We start from the raw sequence: 23,398 nt of genomic DNA on the forward strand, positions 1-23,398 counted from the left end.
CTCCCTATCCCAGATCTATGTGTTCCACGTCGCCGCGATCGCGGTCACGGGTGTCGCGCGGCCCGCGGGGGGCGGGCCTGCTCAGCGCGTCGAACGCCCCGCGCACCGCGGCGAACAGCTCGCCGCCCGCGGCCACCAGGTGGCCGGTCACGTCGGCGCCCGACTCGCGCTGCGCCGCGATCGCCCGGCACACCGGGCAGGCGCGGCAGATGTACTCGTCGTGGGGCTCGGACACCGCCTCGCTCCACACGTCCCGCTCCTTGCGGGCGCCGCCGCCCGTGAAGGAGTTGTAGACGGTCTTGCCGACCTGGCGCGTGGCACGCCCCTGGATCGTCTCGAACAGCTTGCGCGCCTCGTCGGCCACGGTGCCGATGGGGTCTCTGTCGTTGTTCTCGGTCATCTGGCCCTCCCTGCGTATGGTTCGCTCATCCTGCTCAACTCATTCGGAGCCGGATTCGCTCCCCACACTGAACCGTATTCTCAGCGCGCCGTCGCGGAGCACGGCGGAGCTGATCTTCCTGCGGGCCAGCGCCGCGGGCAGCGCCAGGATCCTGCGGTACGGGCCGGCGGTGATGATGAGCTCGTCGCCCTTGCGGGCCAGGTCGACGTCGTCGTGGTCGGCGCCGGGCAGGGCGAGCGTCAGCTCGTCGGCGCTCAGCCGCAGCGGCGGCTCGACGGCGGGCGCCGCGAACGGGTCGGTGTCCCCGTAGACGGAGGCGCCCACCTCGGCCAGCGCGCGCCGGCCGACCGGCTCGGCGGGCAGGTAGGGAACGGTGTGGACGGGCAGCGGCGCGAACGACTCCTCGGCCTCGGCCAGCAGCCTGGCCTGGGCGCTCACCCAGTTGGCCCGCCACTCGTCGGCGCCGCCGGCCGGGAAGACGCGGTTGGCGATGACGGCGTCGACGCGGTAGCCGTACAGGTTGAGCGAGGTGAGGGTGCGCCTGGCCTCGGCAAGCACCACGGCCTCGGGGGTGAGCACGAGCCGCACGGACGCGCTGTCGCCGGTGAGCAGCTCGCGCACCTCCATCAGCCCGCGGTGGAACCGCTCGGCGGCGTTCATGACGTCGTCGCCCGGCGCGCTGACCCTGGCCACGCTGCGCACGAACGGCGCGACGACCTTGACCAGCTTGCGGCCGACCGGCATGAGCCTGGTGACGTGCCAGTCGAGCGCCTCGGGCAGGGCCAGCAGCCGCAGCGTCTCGGCGGTGGGGGCGCAGTCGATGACGATGACGTCCCAGGCGCCCTGGCGGGCGTGCTCGCGCAGTTCGAGCAGGGCGATGACCTCCTCGGCGCCGGGCAGCACGGTGATCTCCTCGGAGGTGATCTCGTCGAGGCCCAGCTCGGTGAGCACGCCCCTGGCGTAGTGCTGCAGGTCGCCCCAGTGGCGCTCCAGGGTCTTCTGCGTGTCGACCTGGTGCAGGTGGAGGCCCGGCGCGATCTCGCCGGGCTCGACGGCGAGCGCGTCGGCCAGCGAGTGGGCGGTGTCGGTGGAGACGATCAGCGTCTTGAGCCCGCGTTCGGCGGCCAGCGTGGCGGTCGCGGCGGCGGCGGTGGTCTTGCCCACGCCGCCCTTGCCGGTGAAGAGCAGGACCCGGGGGCTCACCGGGTACGGCCCTCGACGCGCTTCTTCAGCCCCTTGAGCGCGGTGTCCACGATCACCTTCTCGGCCTTGCGCTTGATCATCCCGATCATGGGCACCGTGAGGTCGACGGTGAGCTCGTACGTCACGTCGGTGCCACTGCCCGTCTCGGCCAGCTGGTAACTTCCGCGCAGGTCGCCGACCATCTTGCCCGGCTCGACCACCTGCCAGCGCACGTTGTCGTCGCCGTCCCAGGTGTAGGCCAGGGTGTAGGTGTCGTTGATCACGCCCGCGTCGAGGACGAACCGCACCTGCTCGGGCCGCCCGTCGGCGCCCGTACTGACGACCTCGGCGCGCTTGATCGATCCGGCCCATTCGGGATAGGCGGGGAAGTCGGCGATGACCGCCATGACCTCTGCGCGGCCGGCGCCGATGGTGGTGCTCGAAGTGGTGCGATCAGCCATGCGACCACCGTAATGCAGAATCCGCCCGTTGCGGCGGAGCGCCGGTCACGGGCCGCCCGGCTCACCATTCCAGGACGAACGGCTCACCATTCCAGGACGAACGGCTCTCCTTTCCCGCGGAAGTGGCCGACGTTCACGCATTCGGTGCGGCCGACGCGGGCGCGGCGGTGGAGGGGCTGGTGGACGTGGCCGAACAGGGCGTAACGCGGCTGGGTGCGCCGGATGGCCGCCAGCGTGGCCTCGCTGCCGCGCTCGAAGCGCCTGGCCACGACGTCGTAGAGCAGCTCGGGCAGGGCGGGCGGGATGTGGCAGCACAGCACGTCGACCTGGCCGATCGCCTCGACCTTGGCGGCGTACTCCTCGTCGCCGATCTCGTACGGGGTGCGGTAGGGGGTCTTGAGGCCGCCGCCGACGAAGCCGAAGCGCAGGCCGCCGATCTCCACCACCTCGCCGTCGAGCACCTGATGGCCCGGTTTGAGGTAGTCGGGCCACAGGCGGGGAATGTCCACGTTGCCGTAGGTGAGATAGGCGGGGGTGGGCATGGCGGCGAATAGGGTGGCGTACTGGGCGCGCACGTTGCGCTCGATGTGCTCGCGCGGGTCGCCGTCGAGGGTGGCCCACAGCCGCGCCGACATGGCCCTGGCCTCGTCGAAGCGCTTGGCCGTGCGCAGGGCGATGAACTCGGCGGCCCGCTCCGCGCCGAACAGGTCGGCGAAGATGCCGTTGGCGTGGTCGTCGTAGTCGATGAAGAGGATCAGGTCGCCCAGGCACACCAGCGCGTCGGCGCCCTCGCCCGCGCGGGCCAGCGCGTCGGCCCTGCCGTGCACGTCACTCACCACGTGGACCCTCATGGGGAAATCCTAGGTGGGACGGCTGCTAGCGTGATGAACGCCCTTCATAACGCTCCCATGACGATGCTACCGGCGCGTAACTTAAGGCGGTAACGTCCAGGCGGTCCCCGTAGAGGAGTTGAAAGTTCGTGCGCGAGTACAGCGTCCCCGTCCTGGTCGATGTGCCTGCCTCAGCAAGCCTGCCGGACACGGTCTTCGACCGGGCCGAGCGGGAGCCCGGCACCGTGATCATGCGCCGCAAGACCGACGACGGCTGGCCCGTCGTGACCGCGGGCGAGTTCCGCGACCAGGTGGTCGAGGTGGCCAGGGGGCTCATCGCGGCGGGGATCGAGCACGGCGACCGGGTCGCGCTGATGTCGCGCACGCGTTACGAGTGGACGCTGGTCGACTACGCCCTCTGGTCCGTCGGCGCGGTCACCGTCCCGATCTACGAGACCTCGTCGGTGGAGCAGGTCCGGTGGATCCTGGCCGACAGCGAGGCCAAGGCGGCCTTCGTCGAGCTCGACGCGCACGAGGAGACCGTCCGCGAGGCCGCGCCCGAGCTGAAGGCCGTCTGGCGGGTCGAGGGGCGGCTCGACGCGGAGGGCGTGCCCGGCTCGGCCGTGGAGGAGCGCAGGAAGAAGGTCGTCGCCGCCGATCTGGCCACGATCGTCTACACCTCGGGCACCACCGGCCGTCCCAAGGGCTGCCGGATCACCCACGACAACCTGCTGTTCACCGCGCTCAACGTGCTGCGCGGGCCGCTCGACCCCTTGTTCAGCTCCAAGGACCCGGCGGCGCTGCTGTTCCTGCCGCTCGCGCACATCTTCGCGCGGATGATCCAGGTGGTGCTGGTCGAGGCCGGCGCGATCATGGCGCACACCCCGAACATGAAGAACGTCGCCCCCGACCTCCAGGACTTCAAGCCGACGTTCCTGCTGGGCGTGCCGCGCGTGTTCGAGAAGGTCTACAACGGCGCCGAGCAGAAGGCCGCCGCGAGCGGCAAGGGCAAGATCTTCGCCCGCGCCGTCGACGTGGCGGTGGCCTGGAGCAAGGCCGAGGCGTCCGGCGGCGCGCCGCTCGGCCTGCGGCTGCGTCACCTGCTGTTCGACCGGCTGGTCTACGCCAAGCTGCGGGCGGCCACCGGCGGCCGGCTGTCGGCCGCCGTCTCCGGCGGCTCGGCGCTCGGCGACCGGCTCGGCCACTTCTTCCGTGGCGTCGGCATCGAGGTCTTCGAGGGTTACGGCCTGACCGAGACCTCCGCCCCCATCTCGGTCAACATGCCGGGCGCCAACAAGATCGGCACGGTCGGCAAGCCGCTGCCCGGCGTCTCGGTCCGCATCGGCGACGACGGCGAGATCCTGGCCAAGGGCCGCAACGTCTTCCAGGGCTACTGGAAGAACGACGCCGCCACCGCCGAGGCGGTCGACGCCGACGGCTGGTACCGCACGGGCGACGTGGGCGAGCTCGACGCCGACGGCTACCTGCGCATCACCGGCCGCAAGAAGGAGATCCTGGTGACGGCCGCGGGCAAGAACGTCGCCCCCGGCCCGCTGGAGGACGCGCTGCGCGCCCACCCGCTGGTGTCCCAGGCGATGATCGTCGGCGAGGGCCGTCCGTTCGTCGCCGCGCTGGTCACGCTCGACCCCGAGGCGACGCCCGGCGGCCGCAGCGCGGCCGAGCTGCGCACCGACCCGGCGATCCTGGCGCAGGTGCAGGAGGCCGTCGACCGGGCCAACGGCACGGTGTCGAAGGCCGAGCAGATCAAGAAGTTCACGATCCTCGACACCGACCTCACCGAGGAGAGCGGCCACCTGACGCCCACGCTGAAGGTCAAGCGCAACCTGGTGATGCGCGACTACGCCAAGGAGATCGAGGAGCTCTACGGCCACTAGCCGTCAGGCGGCTCCGGCCAGCTCACGGGCCGGCTCACGGGCGGGCCCATCGGCCGGCTCACGGGCCGGGTCGCCGGCCCGCTCGGTCGCGGTCAGGATCGCGGCCAGGGCCTGGCGGGTGGCCTCGAGCTCGGCCAGCTGCTCGTCCAGGCCGGTGAGCCGGCCGCGGAGGTGGCCGAGGGTGCACGCGTCCAGCACGTCGCCGGAGCCGGAGGCGCACGGGAGCACGTCCCTGATCACTTTGGTCGGCAGGCCCGCGGCGAGCAGCGTGCGGATGCGCCGGACCACGACGGGCGCGTCCGTCCCGTAGCGCCGGTGACCGCCGTCGGCCCGGTACGAGGTCAGCAGCCCCTGCTCCTCGTAGTAGCGCAGCAGCCGGGGGCTGACCCCGGTCTCCGCGGAGAGCGCGCCGATCTTCACGTGATGCTCCTCACACCTGCTTGCATCTCACATCGATGTGAACTTCTAGCGTGACGTCCATGAGAGAAATTCCTCGCGAAACTGTACAGACGTTCACCATTGGCGGAGACCTGGAGGTGCGCCGGATCGGCTACGGGTCGATGCGGCTGGCCGACGCCCCCGACCCCGCGCGCTCGGCGATGGAGGCGCCCATCTGGGAGGCGCCGGCGGACCGGGCGGGCGCCGTGGCCGTGTTGCGCCGGGCGGCCGAGCTGGGCGTGAACCTCTTCGACACCGCCGACTCCTACGCGCTCGGCGCCAACGAGGAGCTGATCGCCGAGGCGCTGCACCCGTACGGGGACGGCGTGGCGGTGGCCACCAAGATCGGCGTGCTGCGGCCCTCGCCGGCCGAGTGGGTGCCGCTCGGCCATCCGGCCTATCTGCGCCAGCAGGCCGAGCTGAGCCTGCGCCGGCTGCGGGTGGACCGCATCGACCTGCTCCAGCTGCACCGCCTGGACCCGGCCTACCCGCTCGCCGACCAGATCGGCGCGCTCAAGCAGCTCAGGGACGAGGGCAAGGTCCGGCACATCGGCCTGTCGGAGGTGAGCGCCGAGGAGCTGCGCCAGGCTGCGGAGATCACGCCGATCGCGGCCGTGCAGAACATGTACAACCTGGCCACCCGGCAGCACGAGGACGTCGTGGACCACGCCGCCGCGCACGGCATCGCGTTCCTGCCGTTCTTCCCGATCGCGGCGGGCTCCCACGCCGGGCCCGGCACGCCGCTGGCTGCGGTGGCGGCCGAGATCGGCCTCACCCCGGCCCAGGCGTCGCTGGCCTGGCTGCTGCGCCGCTCCCCCACGGTGATCCCGATCCCGGGCACCTCCTCGATCGGGCACCTGGAGGAGAACGTGGCGGCGCTGTCGGTCGAGCTCACCGACGAGCAGTACGACCGGCTGTCGGCGGCGGCCGCTTGAGGCCGCCTGTCCGGAAAAGGGGGGCTCGGCGCGGCCGCTGGGCGGCCCCTCAGCCGGTGACGGGCCTCATCTCGTGACCGGCCTCATCTCATGACCGGCCTCATCTCATGACCGGCCTCATCTCATGACCGGCCTCATCTCATGACCGGCCGCGCCTCCGCCAGGACGAGCCGGCCCGCCCGTTCCGACAGCGCCTGCCTGGCCGGCTCCGGCAGGCCGGTGTCGGAGACGACCACGTCGGCCTCGCCGAGCTCGGCGATCGTGCTGATGCCGACGGTCCCCCACTTGGTGTGGTCGGCCAGCACGACGAGCCGGGAGGCCACCTCGACCAGCGCGCGGTCGGTCTCGGCCTCCATCATGTTCGGGGTGGTGAAGCCCGTCCTCGCGGTCATGCCGTGCACGCCCAGGAAGAGCAGGTCCACGTTGAGCCGGCGGATCGCGGCGACCGCGACCGGCCCGACCAGGGCGTCGGACGGGGTGCGCACGCCGCCGGTGAGCACGACCGTCTGGTCGGGACGGCCGGCGTGCTGGAAGACGTCGGCGACGCGGACGGAGTTCGTCACGACGGTCAGGCCGGGGACCTGGCCCAGGTGGTGGGCGAGCGTCCAGGTCGTGGTGCCGGCCGACAGGGCCACGGCCGTGCCGGGGCGGACGAGCGCGGCGGCGTGCCCGGCGATGGCCTGCTTCTCCTGCTCCTGCTGCACGGACTTGGCGGCGAAGCCGGGCTCGTTCGTCGAGCCGATGGTGGTCGCGCCGCCGTGCACCTTGGCCAGCAGGCCGCGCTCGGCCAGCAGCTCCAGGTCGCGCCGGATCGTGATGTCGGAGACGCCGAACGTGCGCACCAGGTCCACGACCCTGACACCGCCGTTCTGCCGGACGAGGTCCAGGATCGCCTGCTGACGCTGCGGGGCGAGCATCGCATCACCAGATCCCAACAGGTTCCGACACATCCCGTCCGCATCATGACATGACACCGACCTAGTGAATGCGTCGAAAACGTCATGAAACAGTGCGTTGACAGCGGTAGGGCTTCGTCTTTCGATGAATGGGTGTGAGCGAACTCGGGGGAATCTGAAGGGTCCGGCAAGGAGGAACCACCATGGACCGACACATGCCGATCTCCCGCCGCCGTCTACTCCTCGGAGCCGCCGCGTTCGGCGTGCCCGCCGTCCTCGTCGGGTGCGGGTCCGGCAGCCCCTCCGCCGGGCCGGGCGGGTCGTCCGGCGGCGGGACGGGCACGGTCACGATCGGCTCGAACGCCTCCGACGAGGTCCCCAAGAAGGCCCTGGAGACCGTGCTCAAGGGCTTCACCCAGGCCGTCCCGAAGGTCAACACGGTCGACCACAACACGTTCCAGGAGAACATCAACCGCTATCTCAAGGGCACGCCCGACGACGTGTTCACCTGGTTCGCCGGCTACCGGATGCGCTTCTTCGCCGAGCAGGGCCTGGCGACCGACATCTCGGACGTGTGGCGGGAGATCGGCGGCGACTACACGCAGGCGTTCAAGGACCAGTCGACCGGCACCGACGGCAAGCAGTACTTCGTGCCGTTCACCTACTACCCGTGGGCCGTCTTCTACCGCAAGAGCCTGTGGCGGGCCAAGGGGTACGAGCCCCCGAGGACCCTGGACGAGTTCACCGCCCTGGCCAGGAGGATGAAGGCCGACGGGCTGGTCCCGATCGCGTTCGCCGACAAGGACGGCTGGCCGGCGATGGGCACGTTCGACATCCTCAACATGCGCACGAACGGCTACGACTTCCACATCTCGCTCATGGCCGGCAAGGAGTCGTGGACCGACCCCCGGGTCAGGCAGGTCTTCGACACCTGGCGGGGGCTGATGGAGTACCACCAGCCGGCCGCGCTCGGGCGCACCTGGCAGGAGGCCGGGCAGTCGCTGGCGCAGAAGAAGACCGGCATGATCCTGCTCGGCATGTTCGTCGCCCAGCAGTTCCCCGAGGCCGACCGGGACGACATCGACTTCTTCACCTTCCCCGAGATCGACCCCGCCCACGGCACCGACTCGATCGACGCCCCCATCGACGGCTACATGATCTCGGCCAAGGCCCGGAACGTGGACGGCGCCAAGGCCCTGCTCAAGCACCTGGCCAAGGGCTCGTCCCAGAACGAGGCGACCAAGCTCGACCCGGGCACGCTGGCCTCCAGCTCCAAGGCCGACACCAGCGGCTACAGCGCCCTGCAGAAGCGCGGCGCCGAACTGGTCTCCCAGGCCACCCACCTGGCGCAGTTCCTCGACCGCGACACCCGGCCGGACTTCGCCTCCACCGTGATGATCCCGTCCCTGCAGGCGTTCGTCGGCGCACCGAACGAGATCGACTCCCTGCTGGCGGGCATCGAGAAGCAGAAGGCCAACATCTTCCGCTGATGACCGTCAAAACCCGTCGCTACTCCGCCCGGGACGTGACCGTGCTGGTCATCGGGCTGGGGATGGCCGTCATCGTCAACGTGGGCCTCATCTGGGGGCCCGCGCTGGCCTCCGTCGCGCTGTCCGGCACCGACTGGAACGGCATCGGGCCGATCGAGTGGGTGGGCGGGCGCAACTACCACGACCTGGCCACCGCCTACCCGCCGTTCTGGTCGGCGGTGCGCAACAACGTGTTGTGGCTGGGCTTCCTGGGGCTGGTCGCGACGCCGTTCGGGCTGTTCTGCGCGGTGCTGCTGGACCGGCGGCTGCGCTGGTCGCGGGTCTACCAGAGCGCGCTCTACCTGCCGGTCGTGTTGTCGCTGGCCGTGGTGGGCTTCATCGCCCAGCTCGTCTACTCCTCCGACTACGGCGTGCTGAACGCGGTCACCGGCCTGACCGTGGACTGGCTGGGCGACCGGTCGATCAACATCTGGGTGGTGATGGTCGCGGCCGGCTGGCGGCACGTCGGCTACGTCATGATCATCTACCTGGCCGGGCTCAAGGCCGTGGACCCGGCGCTGAAGGAGGCCGCCGCCATCGACGGGGCCACCGAGGCGCAGGCCTTCTTCCGCGTGGTGTTCCCGACGCTGCGGCCGGTCAACGTGATCGTGCTGGTCATCACCGTGATCGAGGCGCTGCGCGCGTTCGACGTCGTCTACGCCGTCAACAAGGGCAGGAACGGCCTGGAGCTGCTGTCGGTGCTGGTCACCGAGAACATCGTGGGCGAGGCCGGGCGCATCGGCTTCGGCTCGGCCATCGCCGTGATCCTGCTGGTGATCTCGCTGGGGTTCATCGTCACGTACCTGTCGCAGCTGTTCAAGGAGGAGCGATGACGCTCACCGCGCCCGCCGCCGCTCCCCCGGCGCAGGACCGGCGGCCGCCCGCGCGCCGGCCCGTGCGGCCGCTGCGCATCCTGCTGCACGTCTTCCTCGCGCTGGTCGCGCTGGGCTGGGTGCTGCCGCTGGCCCTGTCGGTCTACGCCTCGCTGCGGCCGTACGAGGAGACCGCCCGGCTGGGCTACCTGTCGGTGCCCGAGCACCTCACACTGGGCTACTACGCCGACGCGTGGAGCCAGGCCGAGCTGCCCCGCTACTACCTGAACACGCTGATCATCGTCGTGCCCGGGGTGCTGGTCACGCTCTTGCTGGCCTCGTTCACGGCGTTCGCCGTCGCGCGGGTGCGCGTCCCGGGGCGCAAGGCGCTGCTGATCGTGTTCACCGCCGGGAACCTGATGCCGCCGCAGGTGCTCATCACCCCGCTCTACACCCTCTACACGCTGGTGCCGCTGCCCGCCTGGCTGTCGGACTCCCAGTCGCTCTACGACTCCTACCTCGGGCTGATCCTCATCCACGTGGCGTTCCAGTTCGGCTTCTGCGTCTTCGTCATCGCGAACTTCATGCGGACGATCCCGGAGGAGATCACCGAGGCGGCGCTCGTGGACGGCGCGAGCGTGTGGAAGCGCTACTGGCGGCTCACGCTGCCGCTGTGCAGGCCGGTGCTGGCGGCGCTGGCCACCCTGGAGTTCACCTGGATGTACAACGACTTCCTGTGGGCGCTGGTGCTGATGTCCTCGGGCGACAAGCTGCCGGTGACCTCGGCGCTGAACAACCTGCGCGGCCAGTTCTTCACCGACTACAACCTGTTGGCGGCCGGGTCCCTGCTGGTGGCGCTGCCCACGCTGGTCGTCTTCCAGCTCCTGCACAAGCAGTTCGTCGCCGGGCTCACGCTGGGCTCGACCAAGGGCTAGGTCAAGGGTCAGGCGGGACGGAGCAGGGCGTGGAAGCGGGTGGCGACCTGCTCCCACGTCCACTCGCGGGTGATCCAGTCGCGGCCGCGGGCGCCCATCTTGCGTGCCCGCGCGGGGTCGGACAGCAGGTCGACGACGGCCTGGGCGACGTCCGCGACGTCCGCGCCGTCCACGACGAGGCCCGTCTCCCCGGGCCGGACGGCGTCCGGCGCGCCGCCGGAGTTGCCCGCGACCACCGGCAGGCCGGTCGCCGACGCCTCCAGGAAGACGATCCCGAGGCCCTCGACGTCCACGCCGTTCCAGCGGGTGCGGCAGGGCATCGCGAAGACGTCGGCCGCCGCGTAGTAGCCGGGCAGGCTGGCGGCGGGGACGGTGCCGGTGAACCTGATCGACTCGTGCCCGCCCGCCAGGCGCTCCAGCCGCGACCGGTACGGGCCGCCGCCGACGAGCAGCAGCACCGCGTCCGGCACCGCGCGCAGCACCCTGGGCCAGGCCCGGATGAGCTGGTCCTGGCCCTTGCGCGGGACCAGCCGGGACACGCAGGCCACCACCGGCCGGCCGTCGAGGCCCAGCGCCGCCTTGGCGGCCCCCGGGTGGAACTGCTCGACGTCCACGCCGGGCGCCAGGCGGACGAGCTTGTGCGGCGGGATCGCCGCGGCCAGGCGCTGCCGCGTGTAGTCGCCCAGGTAGGTCACCACGTCGGCGTGCGCGCCGATCCTGCGCAGCACCGAGCGGAAGCCCGGCGCGCCCGCCCACGACGCCTCGTGGCCGTGGGTGAGCATCACCACCCGCCGCGCGCCCGCCGCGCGCAGGCGGGGGGCGAGCAGGCCGAGCGGCGCGGCCGCGCCGAAGACGACGGTCTCGGCGCGGTGCTCGGCCACCAGCCCGGCCGCCCTGCGCGCGACGGCCGGGGTGGGCAGCATCAGCCGCGTCGGGTGCCGGACGACCCGGTACGGCTGACGCCGGTCGAACTCCTCGCATCCCGGCCAGGCGGGGGCGTAGACGGCCACGCCCGGCGTGCGGAGCGCGAGTCCGTGCACGAACGACTGGATGCCGCCCGGCCTGGGCGGGAAGTCGTTCGTCACGAAGACCACGTCGGTCACGGTTCGGGGACGCCGTTCAGTCTCGCCCACGAGCGGGCCAGGGCGATGCGCTCGGGGCTGGAGGGATGGGAGGCATAGAGCACATATTCCACCGCATCCGGCGACAAGTCGGAAATGTTGGTTATGGCGAGCCGTTTCTGCATCGCGACGAACGTGGCCGGATCCCTGGTGAGGTCGAGGGCGTGCACGTCGGCCCGCGCCTCCACGTGCCGCGTGATCAGGTTCTGGGCCGGGTCGGAGACCAGCGAGGCCAGCGTCATCAGCCCCATGAGCACGCCGATGGCGCGCGGGTCGGCCACCGAGGCGATCCCCGTACGCCGCCGCAGCGGCCCGACCAGCAGGAACAGGCCGATCGCCCCGAAGGCGGCCAGCAGGCCGCCGAGCAGCGTGCCGTCGAGCACGTCGGCGTGCTTGGCGTGGCCCAGCTCGTGCGCGACCACCAGCTCGACCTCCGACTCCGGCGCCTTGAGCAGCGTGTCGTAGACGACGATCCGGCGGGTGGCCCCGAAGCCCGACACGTACGCGTTGAGCGCCGTGGTGCGCCGCGAGGCGTCGGCGACCAGCACGTCCTCGACCGGGACGCCGTCCCGCTCGGCCATGGCCAGCAGCTCCGTCCGCAGCGAGCCCTGCGGCATGGAGGTGAAGTCGTTGAACAGCGGCTCGAACACCACCGGGTAGACGTACGACACGCCCAGGGTGAGCGCGAACGCGCCCACGGCGGCCGGGATCCACCAGCGGCGCACCTTGCGGGCCAGCGCCACGAGGGCGAGCAGCATGACGGCCATCAGCAGCACGCTGACGCCGGTGTTCTTGAGCCGGTCGGCGGCCCAGCCCGTCCAGTCCTGGGTGGACAGGCCGTAGTCGCGCAGGATCGTCTCGAACCACATGCCGAGCGGCCACCTCAGCAGCTCGGTGATCGCGGTGAGCACCACCACGCCGAGGAGCACCCGCACCCACCACGGGCCCCTGAGCACGCCCAGCACCTTGGCCGCGAACGGCGTCAGGACCAGCAGCCCGGCGAACAGGACCGTGAGGCCGAGCGAGATGTAGCCGGGCAGGGTGGTGGCCGCGTCGAACGCCTGCGACCTGGCGATCTGGGCGGCGCTGAAGTCGCGGGCGGGGTCGGGGGCGACGGCGGGCGCGCCCGCCGCCAGGACCCGCCAGGGGGTGGTGAACGCGGCCACGGCCAGGATCACGCCGCCGACCAGGGCCAGGGCGGCGCCGGCGGCGCGCCTGGAGCGGGATTCCGCGCGTTGCCGTTCGCGGGCGATCAGGTGCTCCGCCGTCCCCGTCAGCTTGCCGGTTCCCTTGCCGTCGTCCTTGCCGCCTGTTCTCGGGGCGTCGGGGTTCTCGGGGCTCTTGCCGGGGTCGTCCGTGCCCTCGGCGGCCTGCGCGGGGGCCGAGGCGTCGGCGGCGGGGGCGTCGGCGCGGGTCGCGTGGGGGCGGTCGTCGGGGGTGGGGGGTTGGGGGTGACGGGGGTCCTCGGTGTCGGGGTCGGCGTCCGCGTCGGGGCGGGCGTCGGGGCGGGCGTCCGGATCGTCCGGGTCGTCGGGGTGGCCCGGGGACTCGGGGGGCTCGTTGGTGCCGGACGGCTCCCGCGGCGTACCGTCGCCGGGGCGGTCTCCGCCGTCGTCCGTGATGGCCACACCGCCGCCGTGCGCCGCCGCGACCGCCGTGCCGGGCTCGTCGGCCCCTCTGGCGACCGCTCCGGCGGGCTCGTCCCCTTCCCGGGGCGGGTCGTTCCGCTCGCTCATCTGCCTCCCCTTCACGCGAGCTGCTCTCGTACGTACTCGCGCCACCGTGCCGCCAGCGTCCCGGCGGTGAGCCCCACGGAGGCGAGCGCCTGATCGACGCCGGCCACGCGGGCATCACGGTAGAGCCGTACCAGGGTCCCGTCACCGAACCGGTCTGCGAGGAAGCGACACGCCATCCAGGCCTCCTGGTACGCCCGCGCGAGCCGTCCGGGATCGGCGGCCGTGGGGGCGAAAGCCGCAGGTCCGGGCAACTCGCTCGGCAGTCGGCCGGCCCGTACGTCGGCGGCCAGTTCGGCGGCGGCCGTCCGGACGGGGAGCCCGGCGTCGCGGTAGGCCACGTAGTCGGCGAACCCCTCGTAGAGCCAGACGGGCAGCCCGTCGGTGCCCGCGGCGACGTGGGTGAGCTCATGGGTGAGGACGACGTCGCGTCCCGTGGGGGTGAGCCGGGCGAACGAGCCGGGCACGACGATCACCCTGGCGCCGTCGGCCACCGCGGCCAGCCCGTCCAGCGGGCCCGTGCCCGCCAGCCCGGCCGCCTCGGCGTCGGAGTCCGGCACGACGACCAGCGCGCGCACCGGCCGGCCGAGCATCGCGGACACCCGCCGTCCGGCGAGGTCGGCGCGGCGGGCCAGATCGGCGAGCACGGCGGGCTCTGCGCGGTGCCCCACGACCACGGACCGCGCGCCGCGGGCCACCTGACCGCCGTCGCTCCACAACCCGCGCGCCCCGGCGGGCAGGACGGCGGCGGGCGGCGCGTCGGCGATCACGAGCACCGCCGTCAACAGCAGCAGGACCGAGAGGAGCAGACGCGGCCCGCGGAGGGACGGACGCACCTGCGAGGACACGGCCCGATGCTAGTAGGCCCACGCCCCTGCCTGCCCCTTCCGCGATACCGGGCCCCGCATGGGCGCCGGGCCTTCACGACGCCGGGCCCTTTCGCCGGACCGGCCTCTGCACGGGACCGGCCACTTCACAGGACCGGCCTCTGCACGGGACCGGGCATGCGACAGGCCCCGGCCCGGACCGGGGAGGGTCCGGGCGGGGCCCGTTGTCACGCGCCGGGACGCACCGCGCCGACGAACGACGACTTCCGCCATCCGCCCAGTTTGTCGATGCGCACCCGTTCGCCGGTCCGCGGCGAATGGACCATCTTGCCGTGGCCGACGTACATGCCGACGTGGCCCAGCCCGTTGAAGAACATCAGGTCGCCCGGCTTGAGATTGCGCCAGGAGACCTTGCGCTTGATGCGGGCGAACTGGCTGCTCGCCACGCGCGGGAGCCGCACCCCGGCCTTCTTCCAGGCGTACTGGACGAGTCCGGAGCAGTCGAACGCACCAGGGCCCGTGGCCCCGTACCGGTACGGGTCGCCGACCTGGTGCTTGGCGACGGCGACGGCCCTGCGGGCCTTCGACGTCTGCCGAGCGGCTCTGGCCGACCTGACGGTCTTCGCCGACTTGGCCGACCTGGCGGTGGCCGCCTTGGCGGTGCTGGACACCGCGGTGAGCCTGGCGGCCGATTCGTTCGCCGTCTGCGCCCCGGCCGGTACGGCATGGAGAACCGCACCTCCGGCCGTCACGGTCATCGTGAGTGCGACGCCCCTCAGGGCAAGACGGGACAGACGGGGGTTATGCAGGGAGGTAGACAGGATTTCTCCTTGTGTCTTCCACGAACGCCTACCGGGTTAGCTGACGGATTCGGGCCTGGAAGTCGCCCTACGGCGCGAAGACGCGCCGATTCACCCCTGATCCCGGGGGATTACGGGATCGTTGGGTCCCCGGCTCCGTGCCTCCTGGCTGCACGGACTCGGCAGGTCGCCGCCCGATGGTGGTGCTGAACGGGGATATCGGCGGCGACCGCTGGATTTTTATTCGGTCCGCATCGGGGGTACCGATGTCGATCCGCGGTGCGCATGGCTTGCTGACCGCGACGCCAGAAACTACGCCGAGGGGTCAAGATTTGGCAAAGGGAGACACGGCCTGTAAAGATCAGATAAAGGTGCAAGTAAAGGGTGAAACCCCTGTTGGAGCTGAGGGTTCCGTTACGGATTTGTGACCCTTCTCACACTTCCCGGCACACCTGATTGTCAGGGCACTTTCGCGCCGTTTGTCCCGTTCGCCCCAGCGGTCATGGGCACGCCGAACCCGCCCGCGATTCGGGCGGGGGCCGGGTCAGGGGCGGATGGCTCCGACGAGCGGACGGCCGTAGTCGGCCAGGCGGACGACCTTGACGACGTCGCCCGTCTGCGGCGCATGGACGATCTTGCCGCCGCCCGCGTAGATGCTGACGTGCCCGAGCCCCTCGCTGAAGATGAGGTCACCCGGCTGGAGGTCCTTGAGGTCCACCTTGCGGCTCGCGCCCCAGGCCCACTGCTGCCACGTCGTACGCGGCAGTGAGACGCCGGCGGCGCGCCAGGCGGCCTGGGTCAGCCCTGAGCAGTCGTAGCCGCGCGGGCCCGTGCCCCCGTAGATGTACGGCTTGCCCACCTGGGCGAAGGCGAAGTTCAGCACGGCCGCCGCGCTGCCCGAGGCGGGACCGGTGTACTTGATGCCGGTGCTGTTGGGGTTGCCCGGGTTGTAGGCCCCCAGCTTGTCCAGGAGCTTCTTCTGCTGGCCGACCAGCTTCAGCACCTCGGCCCGCTCCCGCTGGACGGCGTCCCGCTCCTTGTCGGCGTCGGCGAGCGCGGTCTCGGCGTTGTCGCGCTCGGCCTTGAGCCCCTTGTTCTCGCGGTCGAAGGCGGCCAGCTTCTCCAGCCGCTCGCGCGAGAGCTGCCCGGCCATGGCCAGCCCGGCCAGCAGGTTCTCGGGGTCCTCGACGCCGACCATGCCGGGCAGGGAGGTGACGTCCCCGCCCAGCTTGTACGAGTCCACCGCCACCCTGATGATCTCGGCGCGGAGGTCGGCGACCGTCTGCAGCTTCTGCTTGTAGCGGTCGTTGAGCCTGGTGTAGGCGTCCTTGGCCTTCTTATAGTTCTCGGTCGCCGTGTTGTACCGGTCGACGACCTTGTCGGCCTTGTCGTTCAGCTTCTCCAGCTTGGCCTTGGCCTGTTTGAGAGTGGGCTTGGGATCAGCGAGCGCCGCACCCATCGGGACCGTCATCAGTCCGATCGCGAGACCCGCGGCCACCGTCACCCGGCCAAACCTCACAGCGTCGCCTCCCAGGGATTACACCTGGGGCGAAATAGTACAGAAGTGGCGGGTGGGGTCTTGCCAATAGTGCTAATTCGTAACTTATGCGCGGCCCAACCGGCGCAGCAGCAGACCCGACGGAACCGGTCTGGCACCCATCCGGCGTACGGACTCGGCGACCTCGCGGTCGGAGGAGACGACGGCGATGGCCCGGCCGGGCGGCTCGGCCCGGACGAGCTGGCGGATCAGGTCGTCGGCGATCTCGCCCGGCGCGCTGAACAGCACCCGCACCCCGCGCGGCGCCACCACCTGCACCGGCGCGTTGAGCTCGGCGCCGTCGAAGACCACCGTCACCTCGACCCGGGTCTGGGCGACCAGCCCGCCGAGGCCGGTCATCAGCCGGTTGCGCTGGTCGGCGAGGGTGAGCGTGCCGTAGCCGGTCTTCGTGACGTTGTAGCCGTCGATGATCAGGTGGACCTGCGGCAGCGCCAGGAGCTGGTCGAGGAGCTGCGGGTCGTCGTCGGCCAGGGCCCGCGCGGGCACGCCGCGCACCCCTGGACGCTCGCCGGTGCTGGCCGCGACCGAGTCGGCGGGCCTGCTGATCGTGGTGGGCAGCGCCAGCTCCCTGCGCAGCCCGGCCGAGGCGTCCTGAAGGGCGTCGAGCAGCACCCTGATGCGGGCGTCCTCGATGCTGCGGCCCTCGCGGGCGGCCCGGCGGGAGGCTTCGAGCTGCCTCTCCACGTCGGCCAGGCGCTCGCGCAGGCGGCGCAGCTCGGCCTCGCCCGCGTTGCCGGCGGTGGAGGCGGCGTGCCGGGCGTCGTCGGCGGCCTGTTCCATCTCCTCGGCCCTGCGGGTGGCGGCCTTGGCCCGCTCGCGGGCGTCGTGGAGCTTGCGCCGCAAATCGGAGTTCTCGGCGCGGGCCGCCTTGATCTGCTCGCGCAGCCGGTCGGCCTCCTCCTTGGCGGCGGTCTTCTGGGCGGCCAGCTGCTCGCGCAGCCGCGTCACGGCCTCCTCGCGCTCGGACCCCTCGGCCGCCACGGCGGACTGCTCCAGGTCGGCGCGGGCGGTTTCGATCATCTCCGCCCAGCCGGGGGGCCTGGTGAGATAGGCTGCGGCAGCCACCAGCACGGGGTCGGCGGCGGGCGGCACACTGCCCTCGGCCAGCGCGGCGACCAGCTCGGGCCATCCGGCGGCGACGGACTCGGCGACCAGTTCGCGGAACTTCTTGTCGTTCTCCAGTTGCGCGGCGATCGGCGCGCTGCCCAGCTTGGCGCGCTTGCGCGGGTCGAACTTGGCGATGCCGCGCAGCGGCGGCGGCACGGAGACGGCGGGCATCGTGCCGAGAACCTGCGCGGCCAGGTCGACGACGTTGAGGCGCACCTGCTCGGGAAGCGGGCGAGACAGGCCTTCACCCGCTGAACTCATCCCACTTGTCCCTTCGTGACATGCCCTTTCAGACAAGGGTACGGCTCTTGCGTACCTGACCGTAACGGTCCCTTGAACCTAGACAAGCGCTTGGTAGGGGGTATACGACTGAGCCGGGGCAGCGGTGCGGCCTGGAGGTGAGCGGTGACGGAACAGATGCGCACGTCCACACGTGACCTGGAGGAACTGCGCGAGCGGGCGTCCCGCTGGCTGCGCGGCCGGGTCGGCGGGGACGCCACGGTGTCGGAGCTGTCGCGGCCCTCCGGCAACGGCATGTCGAGCGAGACGCTGTTCTTCACCGCCACCTGGGCCGCCGGGACGCGGCGGTGCGTGGCCAGGCTCGCACCTGCGGCGGAAGCCGTTCCGGTGTTCCCCTCCTACGATCTGCGGGCCCAGTTCGAGGTGATGCGGCTGGCCAGGGAGAAAGCTGGGATCCCAGCGCCCAGGCCGCTCTGGTTCGAGCCCGACCCCGCGCCGCTCGGGACGCCGTTCTTCGTCATGGAGCGGGCCGAGGGCGACGTGCCGCCCGATGTCATGCCGTACACGTTCGGGGGCTGGCTGCACGACGCCTCCCCCGGCGACCGGCGGCGGCTGCAGGAGGCGAGCGTCGGGCTCGTGGCGGCGCTGCACGAGACGCCGTACACCGGGCAGGACGTCGCGGTGCTCGGCCCGCTCGCCCCCGGCGGCACGGACGGCCTGCGCGCGCACGTCGAGGCCCAGCGCGCCTACTACCGGTGGGCGCACGGCGCGCGGCCGATCCCCGTGCTGGAGCGGGCCTTCGACTGGCTCGGCTCACACTGGCCGGACGACCCCGGCCCCGACGTCCTGACCTGGGGCGACGCCAGGATCGGCAACGTGATGTACCGCGACTTCACGCCGGTGGCGGTGCTCGACTGGGAGATGGCCGCCGTGGGCCCGCGCGAGCTGGACGTCTCCTGGATGATCTTCCTGCACCGCTTCTTCCAGGACCTCGCGGTGGCGATGGGCCTGCCCGGCATGCCAGACTTCATGCGCCGCGACGACGTATGCCAGAAATATTGCGAAATAACTGGCTACGAGCCCCGCGACCTCGACTTCTACGAGATGTACGCCGCCCTCCGCCACGGCGTCATCATGGCCCGGGTGTGGCAGCGCAGGATCCACTTCGGCGAGCAGCCCATGCCGGACGACCCCGACGACCTGGTGCTCCACCGGGCCGCCATCGAGGAGCTGCTCACCCGCTAGCGTCGTAGACCAGCAGCGCGATCTGCACCCGGTTGTTCAGGTCGAGCTTGGTCAGGATGCGCGAGACGTGCGCCTTGACCGTAGGCACGCTCATGAACAGCTCCCGCCCGATCTCGGCGTTCGACCTGCCCTGCCCCACGGCCAGCGCGACCTCGCGCTCCCGCTCGCTCAGCCGGCCGAGCAGCCCCCGCGCCCGCTCGGTGCGGTCGCGGCCGCCGCCGTCGGACACGTGCGAGATGAGCTGCCGGGTCACCGCCGGCGACAGGATCGGCTCCCCCGCGGCCACCCGCCTGACGGCGTCCACCAGGTCGCCGGGCGGGATGTCCTTCAGCAGGAACCCGGCCGCCCCCGCGCGCAGCGCCCGCACGACCTGGGCGTCGGCGTGGAACGTGGTCAGCACCACGACCTCGGGCGGCGAGGCGGTGCGGCGCAGCGCCTCGGTCGCGGTGAGCCCGTCGACGCCCGGCATGCGGATGTCCATCAGGACGATGTGCGGCCGGTGCTCGGCCACCCGCGGCGGCACCTCGGCCCCGTCGGCCGCCTCGCCCACGATCTCGATGTCCGCGGCCCCGCCGAGGATCATCGACAGCCCGGCCCGCACCATCGCGTCGTCGTCCACGATCAGCACCCTGATCGGCGCGTCCATCTGCCCTCCGTCGGTCAACGTCCGTCCCCGTCCTTCTCCGGCGGCCACGGCAGCCAGGCGCGCACCCGGAACTCGCCGCCGGTCACGCCGTGCTCCAGCCGGCCGCCGGCCAGCTCGGCCCGTTCGGTCAGCCCGATGAGCCCGGCGCCCGCGCCCGGCATGCGCGGCCCCTGCCGCGTCCACACCGGGTTGCGCACCTCGGCCGAGACCCCCTCGCCCGGCTCGCCGGCCACCGCCACGGCCACCGGCGCGCCGCCCGCGTGCTTGCGCGCGTTGGTGAGCGCCTCCTGCACGATGCGGTAGACGTTGCGGCCCACCCCGGCCGGGACGCCGTCGGCGGCGTCCAGGTCGAGGCGGACGTCCATGCCGGCCTGGCGGCACTCCTCGACCAGCGCGGGCAGGTCGGCGAGCGTCGGCTGCGGCCGGTCGGGAACCGGGTCGGCGGCCCCCGGCGGGGTGTGGCGGAGCACGCCGATCACCTCGCGCAGGTCCTGGAGCGCCAGGTGGGCGTTGCTCCTGATCGCCCCGGCGGCCCTGGCGACGTCCTCGGCGGGCGCGTCGGGACGGAACTCCAGCGCCCCGGCGTGCAGGCTGAGCATCGAGATGCGGTGGGCCAGCACGTCGTGCATCTCGCGGGCGATGCGCTCGCGTTCGAGCCGCTTGGCGTCCTCGGCGGCGGTCTCGGCCCGTTGCCTGAGCGACCAGACGAGCTGCCGCCTGGCCCGGATGACGATGCCCCAGGCGTAGACGGTGAGCACGATCGTGATCCCGAACGCCGCCCCCCACAGCGGCGTCAGGTCCTCCTGGGGCCGCAGCAGCACGTAGGGGGCCAGGGTGACCAGCGCCAGCAGCGTGACCGGCCCCGACACCTTGAACGGCCGGTGCACCGCCACGGTGAACAGCGCCACCAGCGAGGCCCCGCCGACCAGCTCCAGGTAGGACGACAGCAGGATCGTCACCAGCGCGAACCCCACCGGCCAGCGGCGCCGCAGCCACACCCCCGCGCACGCCAGCGCCCCCACGATCTGCTCGACGACCAGCAGCGGCTCGGGCTCGTTCCTGATCTCCTCCAGGCTGATGAACGTCACGCCGCAGGCCAGCAGGAACAGCGCGGCGTCGGAGATCCAGTCATGGGTCGAGCGCCGCACCCGGCCCCCGCGCCCGTCGCCGAGCAGCGTGGACGGCAACGCCCACCGGTATTCCAGGGCCGGATCGCCCTCCCCCCGCAGTTCCCTCACATTCGTCGAGGTTATGCCCTGCGCGGGAGCCGGCGACAGCGACCAAAGTCGGTGTCGCAGCAGACCGATGGCCGAGGCGGGCGGGCCGCCGCGGCGGCGAGTGTGGACGGCATGAAAGCGGTGGTGGAGGTGTTCGGCTGGCTGCTGATCCTGCAGGGGGTCGGCGGGCTGCTCAACACGCTGTTCGGCTGGTGGGGGTGGGCGCACGGCCTGCTCGTCGTCAATGTGCTGCCCTTCCTCGACGGTTACGAGGTGTTCGCGGCCGTCGTGCTCGGCGTGCTCGGGTTCGCGCTGCTCTCGGTGGCGGGCGCGGCCGGGCGGACGGCCGGCGGGGCGGCCGGCGGGGCGGAGGAGGGCCGATGAGCGGGGCCGCGCTGCGTCCGCCGCGGCACCGTCCCGACCGCCGGGCGGTGGCGTGGTGGACGGTGCAGTGGCTCGTCCTCATGGTCCCGGTGGCGGCGGCGGCCGTGGGCGCGTACCTGGCGTTCACACCGCGCACGCCTGGGCTGGGGGTGGCGGCGGGGGCGTTCGCGGCGGCGTGCCTGCTGGTGGCGCTGGCCGAGCCGCGGGCGGCCTACCGGATGCAGCGGTGGGAGGTCACCGAGGAGGCGGTCTACGTCCGCCAGGGGTGGCTGACGCACACGTGGAAGGTGGCGCCGATGTCGCGGATCCAGCGGGTCGACACCGAGCGGGGGCCGGTACAGCGGCTGTTCGGGCTGGCCGACGTCATCGTGACCACCGCCTCCTCCGCCGGGGCCGTCAAGATCACGGCGCTGGACCACCGGCTCGCCGCGGACCTGGCCGAACGGCTCACCGCGCGCACCCAGGCGACGCCCGGGGACGCGACGTGACCGGCTGGCAGCGGCTGTCGGGCCGGGGCCTGTGGAACGCGGCCGCCAGGTCGCTGGCGTTCGTGGCCGGCGCCGTGGCCGCGCTGGCGCGGTTCCTGGTGGGCCAGGACTGGGAGGCGGGCGGCGTCGTCGCCGCGTGCGCGGGGGCCGCCGTGCTGATCGTGGCGGGGGCTGTGGCCTACGAGGCGGCCCGGCTGCGGACGACCGCCTGGCGGCTCACCGCCGACCGGCTCGAACTGCGCTCGGGCGTGACCGTCCGGCAGCACCGCGCGGTCCCGCTGGACCGGGTGCGCAGCGTGGACCTGCGCGCCGACCCGGTGCGCCGGGCGTTCGGCCTGACCGTGGTCAAGGTCGGCACCGGCGAGCGCGCGGCCGAGGGCTCGGAGCTGGTGCTGGACGCCCTCGACCGGCACTCGGCCGAGATGCTGCGCCGCACGCTGCTGCGCCAGGACGCGCCCGCGCCCGAGGACGGCCCCCTGGCCGAGCTGCGCTGGTCGTGGATCCGGTACGCGCCCCTGTCGGTCTGGACGTTCACCGGGGCGGCCGTGGTCCTGGGCGCGGCCTACAAGGGGCTCGGCGCCGTCGGGCTCAAGGACTTCACCGACCGGGCGGCGAGCGGCCTGTGGGGCTGGGTGAGCGCGCAGCCGTGGCTCGCGGTCCCGCTGGTGCTGGCGGTCAACGCGGCCGTCGGCGCGGTCGGCGCGTTCCTGCTGTACGCCGAGTCCTGGGGCCGCTACCGCCTGGAACGCGAGCCCGGCCGGCTCAGGCTGCGCCGCGGGCTGCTGACCACGCGTTCGCTGACCCTGGAGGAACGGCGGCTGCGCGGCGTCGAGATCAGCGAGCCGCTGCTGCTGCGGCTGGGCGGCGGCGCCCGGGTCAAGGCCGTCGCCACCGGCCTGGCCAAGACGGAGGACGAGACCGAGGACGTGGCCGCCCTCACCCCGCCGCTCCCCCGCGCCGAGGCCGCCCGCGTCGCCGCCGCGATCGCGAACACGACGGCGGGCCCCGAAGCCAGGACGGGAATCGGCACGAGGGACGGCACAGGGGTCGGCGCGGGGGTCGGCGCCGAGGTCGGCGCGGGGGTCGGCGCGGGGGTTGCGTCGTTGGTCGCGCATCCGGTGGCGGCCGGGCGGCGGCGGGTCGTGCGGGCGCTGGTGGCCGTGGTCGTGCTGGCGGCGGGCGCGGGGCTCGCCTGGTGGCTGCTGCCAGCGTCGTGGCCGCGGGCGTGGGTGTGGGCGGCGCCCGTCCTGGCGCTCCCGGCGGGGTTGTGGCTGGCCGCCGAGAGCCGGCGTGCGCTCGGTCACGCGCTGGGCCCGCGGCACCTGGTCACGCGCCGCGGCGCGCTCGTCCGCCGTACGGTGGCGCTGGACCGGGCCGGCATCACCGGCTGGACGTTCCGGCAGTCGTTCTTCCAGCGGCGCTCGGGCCTGCTGACCGTCTCGGCCTGCACGGCCGCGGGCGGCGGCCACTACGAGGTGCTGGACGTGGGCCGCGGCGACGGGCTCGACCTGGCGGCACGCGCGGTGCCGGGCCTGCTGGAGCCGTTCCTGACCGGCGGACAGGACGGCGGACAGGGCGGCGGACAGGGCGGCGGACAGGACGGCGGACAGGGCGGCGGACAGGGCGGCGGACAGGGCGGCGGGCGGCAGGCCGCGTGATCCACCACGGTTGCCCATGCCCCTGTAGCGGACAAGCCGTGATCGCGCGGCCCGGCGGCTT

Annotated in this window: 24 protein-coding genes and 1 riboswitch; of the genes, 10 read left to right on the forward strand and 14 right to left on the reverse strand. The window is 72.6% G+C overall.

Annotation, left to right across the window (positions count from 1 at the left end; genetic code table 11):
- Nucleotides 1–4: 4 nt before the first annotated feature.
- The 4 genes from ABT158_RS14670 to ABT158_RS14685 all read right to left on the reverse strand — a co-directional run bounded on the left by ABT158_RS14670 (nt 5) and on the right by ABT158_RS14685 (nt 2,894).
- The gene (locus ABT158_RS14670; protein WP_352353267.1) at nt 5–400 is read right to left on the reverse strand and encodes a hypothetical protein; all 396 of its coding nucleotides are present in this window, start codon (nt 398–400) and stop codon (nt 5–7) included.
- Between the two features lie 39 nt (nt 401–439).
- Nucleotides 440–1,603: an ArsA family ATPase gene (locus tag ABT158_RS14675; RefSeq protein WP_352353269.1), complete on the reverse strand. Its 1,164-nt coding sequence runs from the start codon at nt 1,601–1,603 to the stop codon at nt 440–442.
- Nucleotides 1,600–2,043: an SRPBCC family protein gene (locus ABT158_RS14680; RefSeq protein WP_352353271.1), complete on the reverse strand. Its 444-nt coding sequence runs from the start codon at nt 2,041–2,043 to the stop codon at nt 1,600–1,602. Before ABT158_RS14680 ends, ABT158_RS14675 begins: the two co-directional genes overlap by 4 nt.
- 83 nt (nt 2,044–2,126) lie before the next feature.
- On the reverse strand, nt 2,127–2,894 hold the full coding sequence (locus tag ABT158_RS14685; protein ID WP_352353273.1) for a metallophosphoesterase: 768 nt from the start codon (nt 2,892–2,894) through the stop codon (nt 2,127–2,129).
- Between the two features lie 128 nt (nt 2,895–3,022).
- On the opposite strand from ABT158_RS14685, the gene ABT158_RS14690 reads away from it, so the two are divergent.
- Nucleotides 3,023–4,768 carry an AMP-dependent synthetase/ligase gene (locus tag ABT158_RS14690; RefSeq protein ID WP_352353275.1) on the forward strand — a complete coding sequence of 582 codons (1,746 nt, stop codon included), beginning with the start codon at nt 3,023–3,025 and terminating at the stop codon, nt 4,766–4,768.
- 3 nt (nt 4,769–4,771) lie between these two features.
- On the opposite strand, the gene ABT158_RS14695 is transcribed toward ABT158_RS14690, so the two are convergent.
- A complete protein-coding gene (locus ABT158_RS14695; protein ID WP_352353277.1) occupies nt 4,772–5,188 on the reverse strand; it encodes a MerR family transcriptional regulator in 417 nt (138 codons plus the stop codon).
- A 59-nt stretch (nt 5,189–5,247) separates the two neighbouring features.
- Here ABT158_RS14695 and ABT158_RS14700 point away from each other — a divergent pair, with 59 nt between their 5' ends.
- The gene (locus ABT158_RS14700; protein ID WP_352353279.1) at nt 5,248–6,141 is read left to right on the forward strand and encodes an aldo/keto reductase; all 894 of its coding nucleotides are present in this window, start codon (nt 5,248–5,250) and stop codon (nt 6,139–6,141) included.
- A 134-nt stretch (nt 6,142–6,275) separates the two neighbouring features.
- Here the strand turns inward: ABT158_RS14700 and ABT158_RS14705 are convergent, their stop codons facing one another.
- Nucleotides 6,276–7,058, reverse strand: a complete 783-nt coding sequence (locus tag ABT158_RS14705; RefSeq protein ID WP_352353281.1) for a DeoR/GlpR family DNA-binding transcription regulator — start codon at nt 7,056–7,058, stop codon at nt 6,276–6,278.
- A 182-nt stretch (nt 7,059–7,240) separates the two neighbouring features.
- Between ABT158_RS14705 and ABT158_RS14710 the strand changes: the two genes are divergently transcribed.
- From ABT158_RS14710 to ABT158_RS14720, 3 genes are read left to right on the forward strand one after another with little or no spacing between them, the layout of a single operon-like run.
- A complete protein-coding gene (locus tag ABT158_RS14710; protein WP_352353283.1) occupies nt 7,241–8,527 on the forward strand; it encodes an ABC transporter substrate-binding protein in 1,287 nt (428 codons plus the stop codon).
- Entirely contained in the window at nt 8,527–9,399 is an 873-nt protein-coding gene (locus ABT158_RS14715) for a carbohydrate ABC transporter permease (protein ID WP_352322927.1), read from the forward strand. Before ABT158_RS14710 ends, ABT158_RS14715 begins: the two co-directional genes overlap by 1 nt.
- Nucleotides 9,396–10,313, forward strand: coding sequence for a carbohydrate ABC transporter permease (locus ABT158_RS14720; protein ID WP_352353285.1), 918 nt, complete (start codon nt 9,396–9,398; stop codon nt 10,311–10,313). Before ABT158_RS14715 ends, ABT158_RS14720 begins: the two co-directional genes overlap by 4 nt.
- An 8-nt stretch (nt 10,314–10,321) precedes the next feature.
- On the opposite strand, the gene ABT158_RS14725 is transcribed toward ABT158_RS14720, so the two are convergent.
- The 4 genes from ABT158_RS14725 to ABT158_RS14740 all read right to left on the reverse strand — a co-directional run bounded on the left by ABT158_RS14725 (nt 10,322) and on the right by ABT158_RS14740 (nt 14,665).
- A complete protein-coding gene (locus ABT158_RS14725) occupies nt 10,322–11,416 on the reverse strand; it encodes a glycosyltransferase family 4 protein (RefSeq protein WP_352353287.1) in 1,095 nt (364 codons plus the stop codon).
- Entirely contained in the window at nt 11,413–13,170 is a 1,758-nt protein-coding gene (locus ABT158_RS14730; protein ID WP_352353289.1) for a M48 family metallopeptidase, read from the reverse strand. Before ABT158_RS14730 ends, ABT158_RS14725 begins: the two co-directional genes overlap by 4 nt.
- 11 nt (nt 13,171–13,181) lie before the next feature.
- Complete coding sequence (locus ABT158_RS14735) at nt 13,182–14,015, reverse strand: gluzincin family metallopeptidase (protein WP_352353291.1); 834 nt, start codon at nt 14,013–14,015, stop codon at nt 13,182–13,184.
- A gap of 206 nt (nt 14,016–14,221) precedes the next feature.
- On the reverse strand, nt 14,222–14,665 hold the full coding sequence (locus tag ABT158_RS14740) for a C40 family peptidase (protein ID WP_352353293.1): 444 nt from the start codon (nt 14,663–14,665) through the stop codon (nt 14,222–14,224).
- A gap of 160 nt (nt 14,666–14,825) precedes the next feature.
- Nucleotides 14,826–14,989: riboswitch (cyclic di-AMP (ydaO/yuaA leader) on the reverse strand.
- Nucleotides 14,990–14,991: 2 nt separating this feature from the next.
- On the opposite strand from ABT158_RS14740, the gene ABT158_RS14745 reads away from it, so the two are divergent.
- Nucleotides 14,992–15,222, forward strand: a complete 231-nt coding sequence (locus ABT158_RS14745) for a hypothetical protein (RefSeq protein WP_352353295.1) — start codon at nt 14,992–14,994, stop codon at nt 15,220–15,222.
- 116 nt (nt 15,223–15,338) lie between these two features.
- Here the strand turns inward: ABT158_RS14745 and ABT158_RS14750 are convergent, their stop codons facing one another.
- Together ABT158_RS14750 and ABT158_RS14755 are read right to left on the reverse strand one after the other, a co-directional pair.
- Complete coding sequence (locus ABT158_RS14750; RefSeq protein ID WP_352353297.1) at nt 15,339–16,265, reverse strand: C40 family peptidase; 927 nt, start codon at nt 16,263–16,265, stop codon at nt 15,339–15,341.
- A gap of 132 nt (nt 16,266–16,397) precedes the next feature.
- Entirely contained in the window at nt 16,398–17,720 is a 1,323-nt protein-coding gene (locus ABT158_RS14755; protein WP_352353299.1) for an NYN domain-containing protein, read from the reverse strand.
- 144 nt (nt 17,721–17,864) lie between these two features.
- Here ABT158_RS14755 and ABT158_RS14760 point away from each other — a divergent pair, with 144 nt between their 5' ends.
- Nucleotides 17,865–18,944, forward strand: coding sequence for a phosphotransferase family protein (locus ABT158_RS14760; RefSeq protein WP_352353301.1), 1,080 nt, complete (start codon nt 17,865–17,867; stop codon nt 18,942–18,944).
- On the opposite strand, the gene ABT158_RS14765 is transcribed toward ABT158_RS14760, so the two are convergent.
- On the reverse strand, nt 18,934–19,590 hold the full coding sequence (locus ABT158_RS14765; RefSeq protein ID WP_352353303.1) for a response regulator: 657 nt from the start codon (nt 19,588–19,590) through the stop codon (nt 18,934–18,936). The genes ABT158_RS14760 and ABT158_RS14765 overlap by 11 nt on opposite strands.
- Before the next feature lie 14 nt (nt 19,591–19,604).
- Entirely contained in the window at nt 19,605–20,828 is a 1,224-nt protein-coding gene (locus tag ABT158_RS14770) for a sensor histidine kinase (RefSeq protein ID WP_352353305.1), read from the reverse strand.
- 111 nt (nt 20,829–20,939) lie between these two features.
- On the opposite strand from ABT158_RS14770, the gene ABT158_RS14775 reads away from it, so the two are divergent.
- From ABT158_RS14775 to ABT158_RS14785, 3 genes are read left to right on the forward strand one after another with little or no spacing between them, the layout of a single operon-like run.
- Complete coding sequence (locus ABT158_RS14775; RefSeq protein ID WP_352353307.1) at nt 20,940–21,191, forward strand: hypothetical protein; 252 nt, start codon at nt 20,940–20,942, stop codon at nt 21,189–21,191.
- The gene (locus tag ABT158_RS14780; RefSeq protein ID WP_352353309.1) at nt 21,188–21,679 is read left to right on the forward strand and encodes a PH domain-containing protein; all 492 of its coding nucleotides are present in this window, start codon (nt 21,188–21,190) and stop codon (nt 21,677–21,679) included. The genes ABT158_RS14775 and ABT158_RS14780 overlap by 4 nt, the downstream gene beginning before the upstream one ends.
- Nucleotides 21,676–23,337 carry a PH domain-containing protein gene (locus tag ABT158_RS14785; RefSeq protein WP_352353311.1) on the forward strand — a complete coding sequence of 554 codons (1,662 nt, stop codon included), beginning with the start codon at nt 21,676–21,678 and terminating at the stop codon, nt 23,335–23,337. The genes ABT158_RS14780 and ABT158_RS14785 overlap by 4 nt, the downstream gene beginning before the upstream one ends.
- Nucleotides 23,338–23,398: the final 61 nt, after the last annotated feature.

Origin of the sequence: Nonomuraea sp. NPDC001636 (assembly GCF_040298265.1) — a bacterium.
In the GTDB taxonomy this organism is placed as follows: domain Bacteria; phylum Actinomycetota; class Actinomycetes; order Streptosporangiales; family Streptosporangiaceae; genus Nonomuraea.

Bases quoted from the DNA above. Each gene is read 5' to 3' on its own strand.
- ABT158_RS14670 (WP_352353267.1), bottom strand. From the start codon at position 400: ATGACCGAGAACAACGACAGAGACCCCATCGGCACCGTGGCCGACGAG.
- ABT158_RS14680 (WP_352353271.1), bottom strand. From the start codon at position 2,043: ATGGCTGATCGCACCACTTCGAGCACCACCATCGGCGCCGGCCGCGCA.
- ABT158_RS14685 (WP_352353273.1), bottom strand. From the start codon at position 2,894: ATGAGGGTCCACGTGGTGAGTGACGTGCACGGCAGGGCCGACGCGCTG.
- ABT158_RS14700 (WP_352353279.1), top strand. From the start codon at position 5,248: ATGAGAGAAATTCCTCGCGAAACTGTACAGACGTTCACCATTGGCGGA.
- ABT158_RS14705 (WP_352353281.1), bottom strand. From the start codon at position 7,058: ATGCTCGCCCCGCAGCGTCAGCAGGCGATCCTGGACCTCGTCCGGCAG.
- ABT158_RS14710 (WP_352353283.1), top strand. From the start codon at position 7,241: ATGGACCGACACATGCCGATCTCCCGCCGCCGTCTACTCCTCGGAGCC.
- ABT158_RS14715 (WP_352322927.1), top strand. From the start codon at position 8,527: ATGACCGTCAAAACCCGTCGCTACTCCGCCCGGGACGTGACCGTGCTG.
- ABT158_RS14720 (WP_352353285.1), top strand. From the start codon at position 9,396: ATGACGCTCACCGCGCCCGCCGCCGCTCCCCCGGCGCAGGACCGGCGG.
- ABT158_RS14730 (WP_352353289.1), bottom strand. From the start codon at position 13,170: ATGAGCGAGCGGAACGACCCGCCCCGGGAAGGGGACGAGCCCGCCGGA.
- ABT158_RS14745 (WP_352353295.1), top strand. From the start codon at position 14,992: ATGGTGGTGCTGAACGGGGATATCGGCGGCGACCGCTGGATTTTTATT.
- ABT158_RS14750 (WP_352353297.1), bottom strand. From the start codon at position 16,265: ATGACGGTCCCGATGGGTGCGGCGCTCGCTGATCCCAAGCCCACTCTC.
- ABT158_RS14755 (WP_352353299.1), bottom strand. From the start codon at position 17,720: ATGAGTTCAGCGGGTGAAGGCCTGTCTCGCCCGCTTCCCGAGCAGGTG.
- ABT158_RS14765 (WP_352353303.1), bottom strand. From the start codon at position 19,590: ATGGACGCGCCGATCAGGGTGCTGATCGTGGACGACGACGCGATGGTG.
- ABT158_RS14775 (WP_352353307.1), top strand. From the start codon at position 20,940: ATGAAAGCGGTGGTGGAGGTGTTCGGCTGGCTGCTGATCCTGCAGGGG.
- ABT158_RS14780 (WP_352353309.1), top strand. From the start codon at position 21,188: ATGAGCGGGGCCGCGCTGCGTCCGCCGCGGCACCGTCCCGACCGCCGG.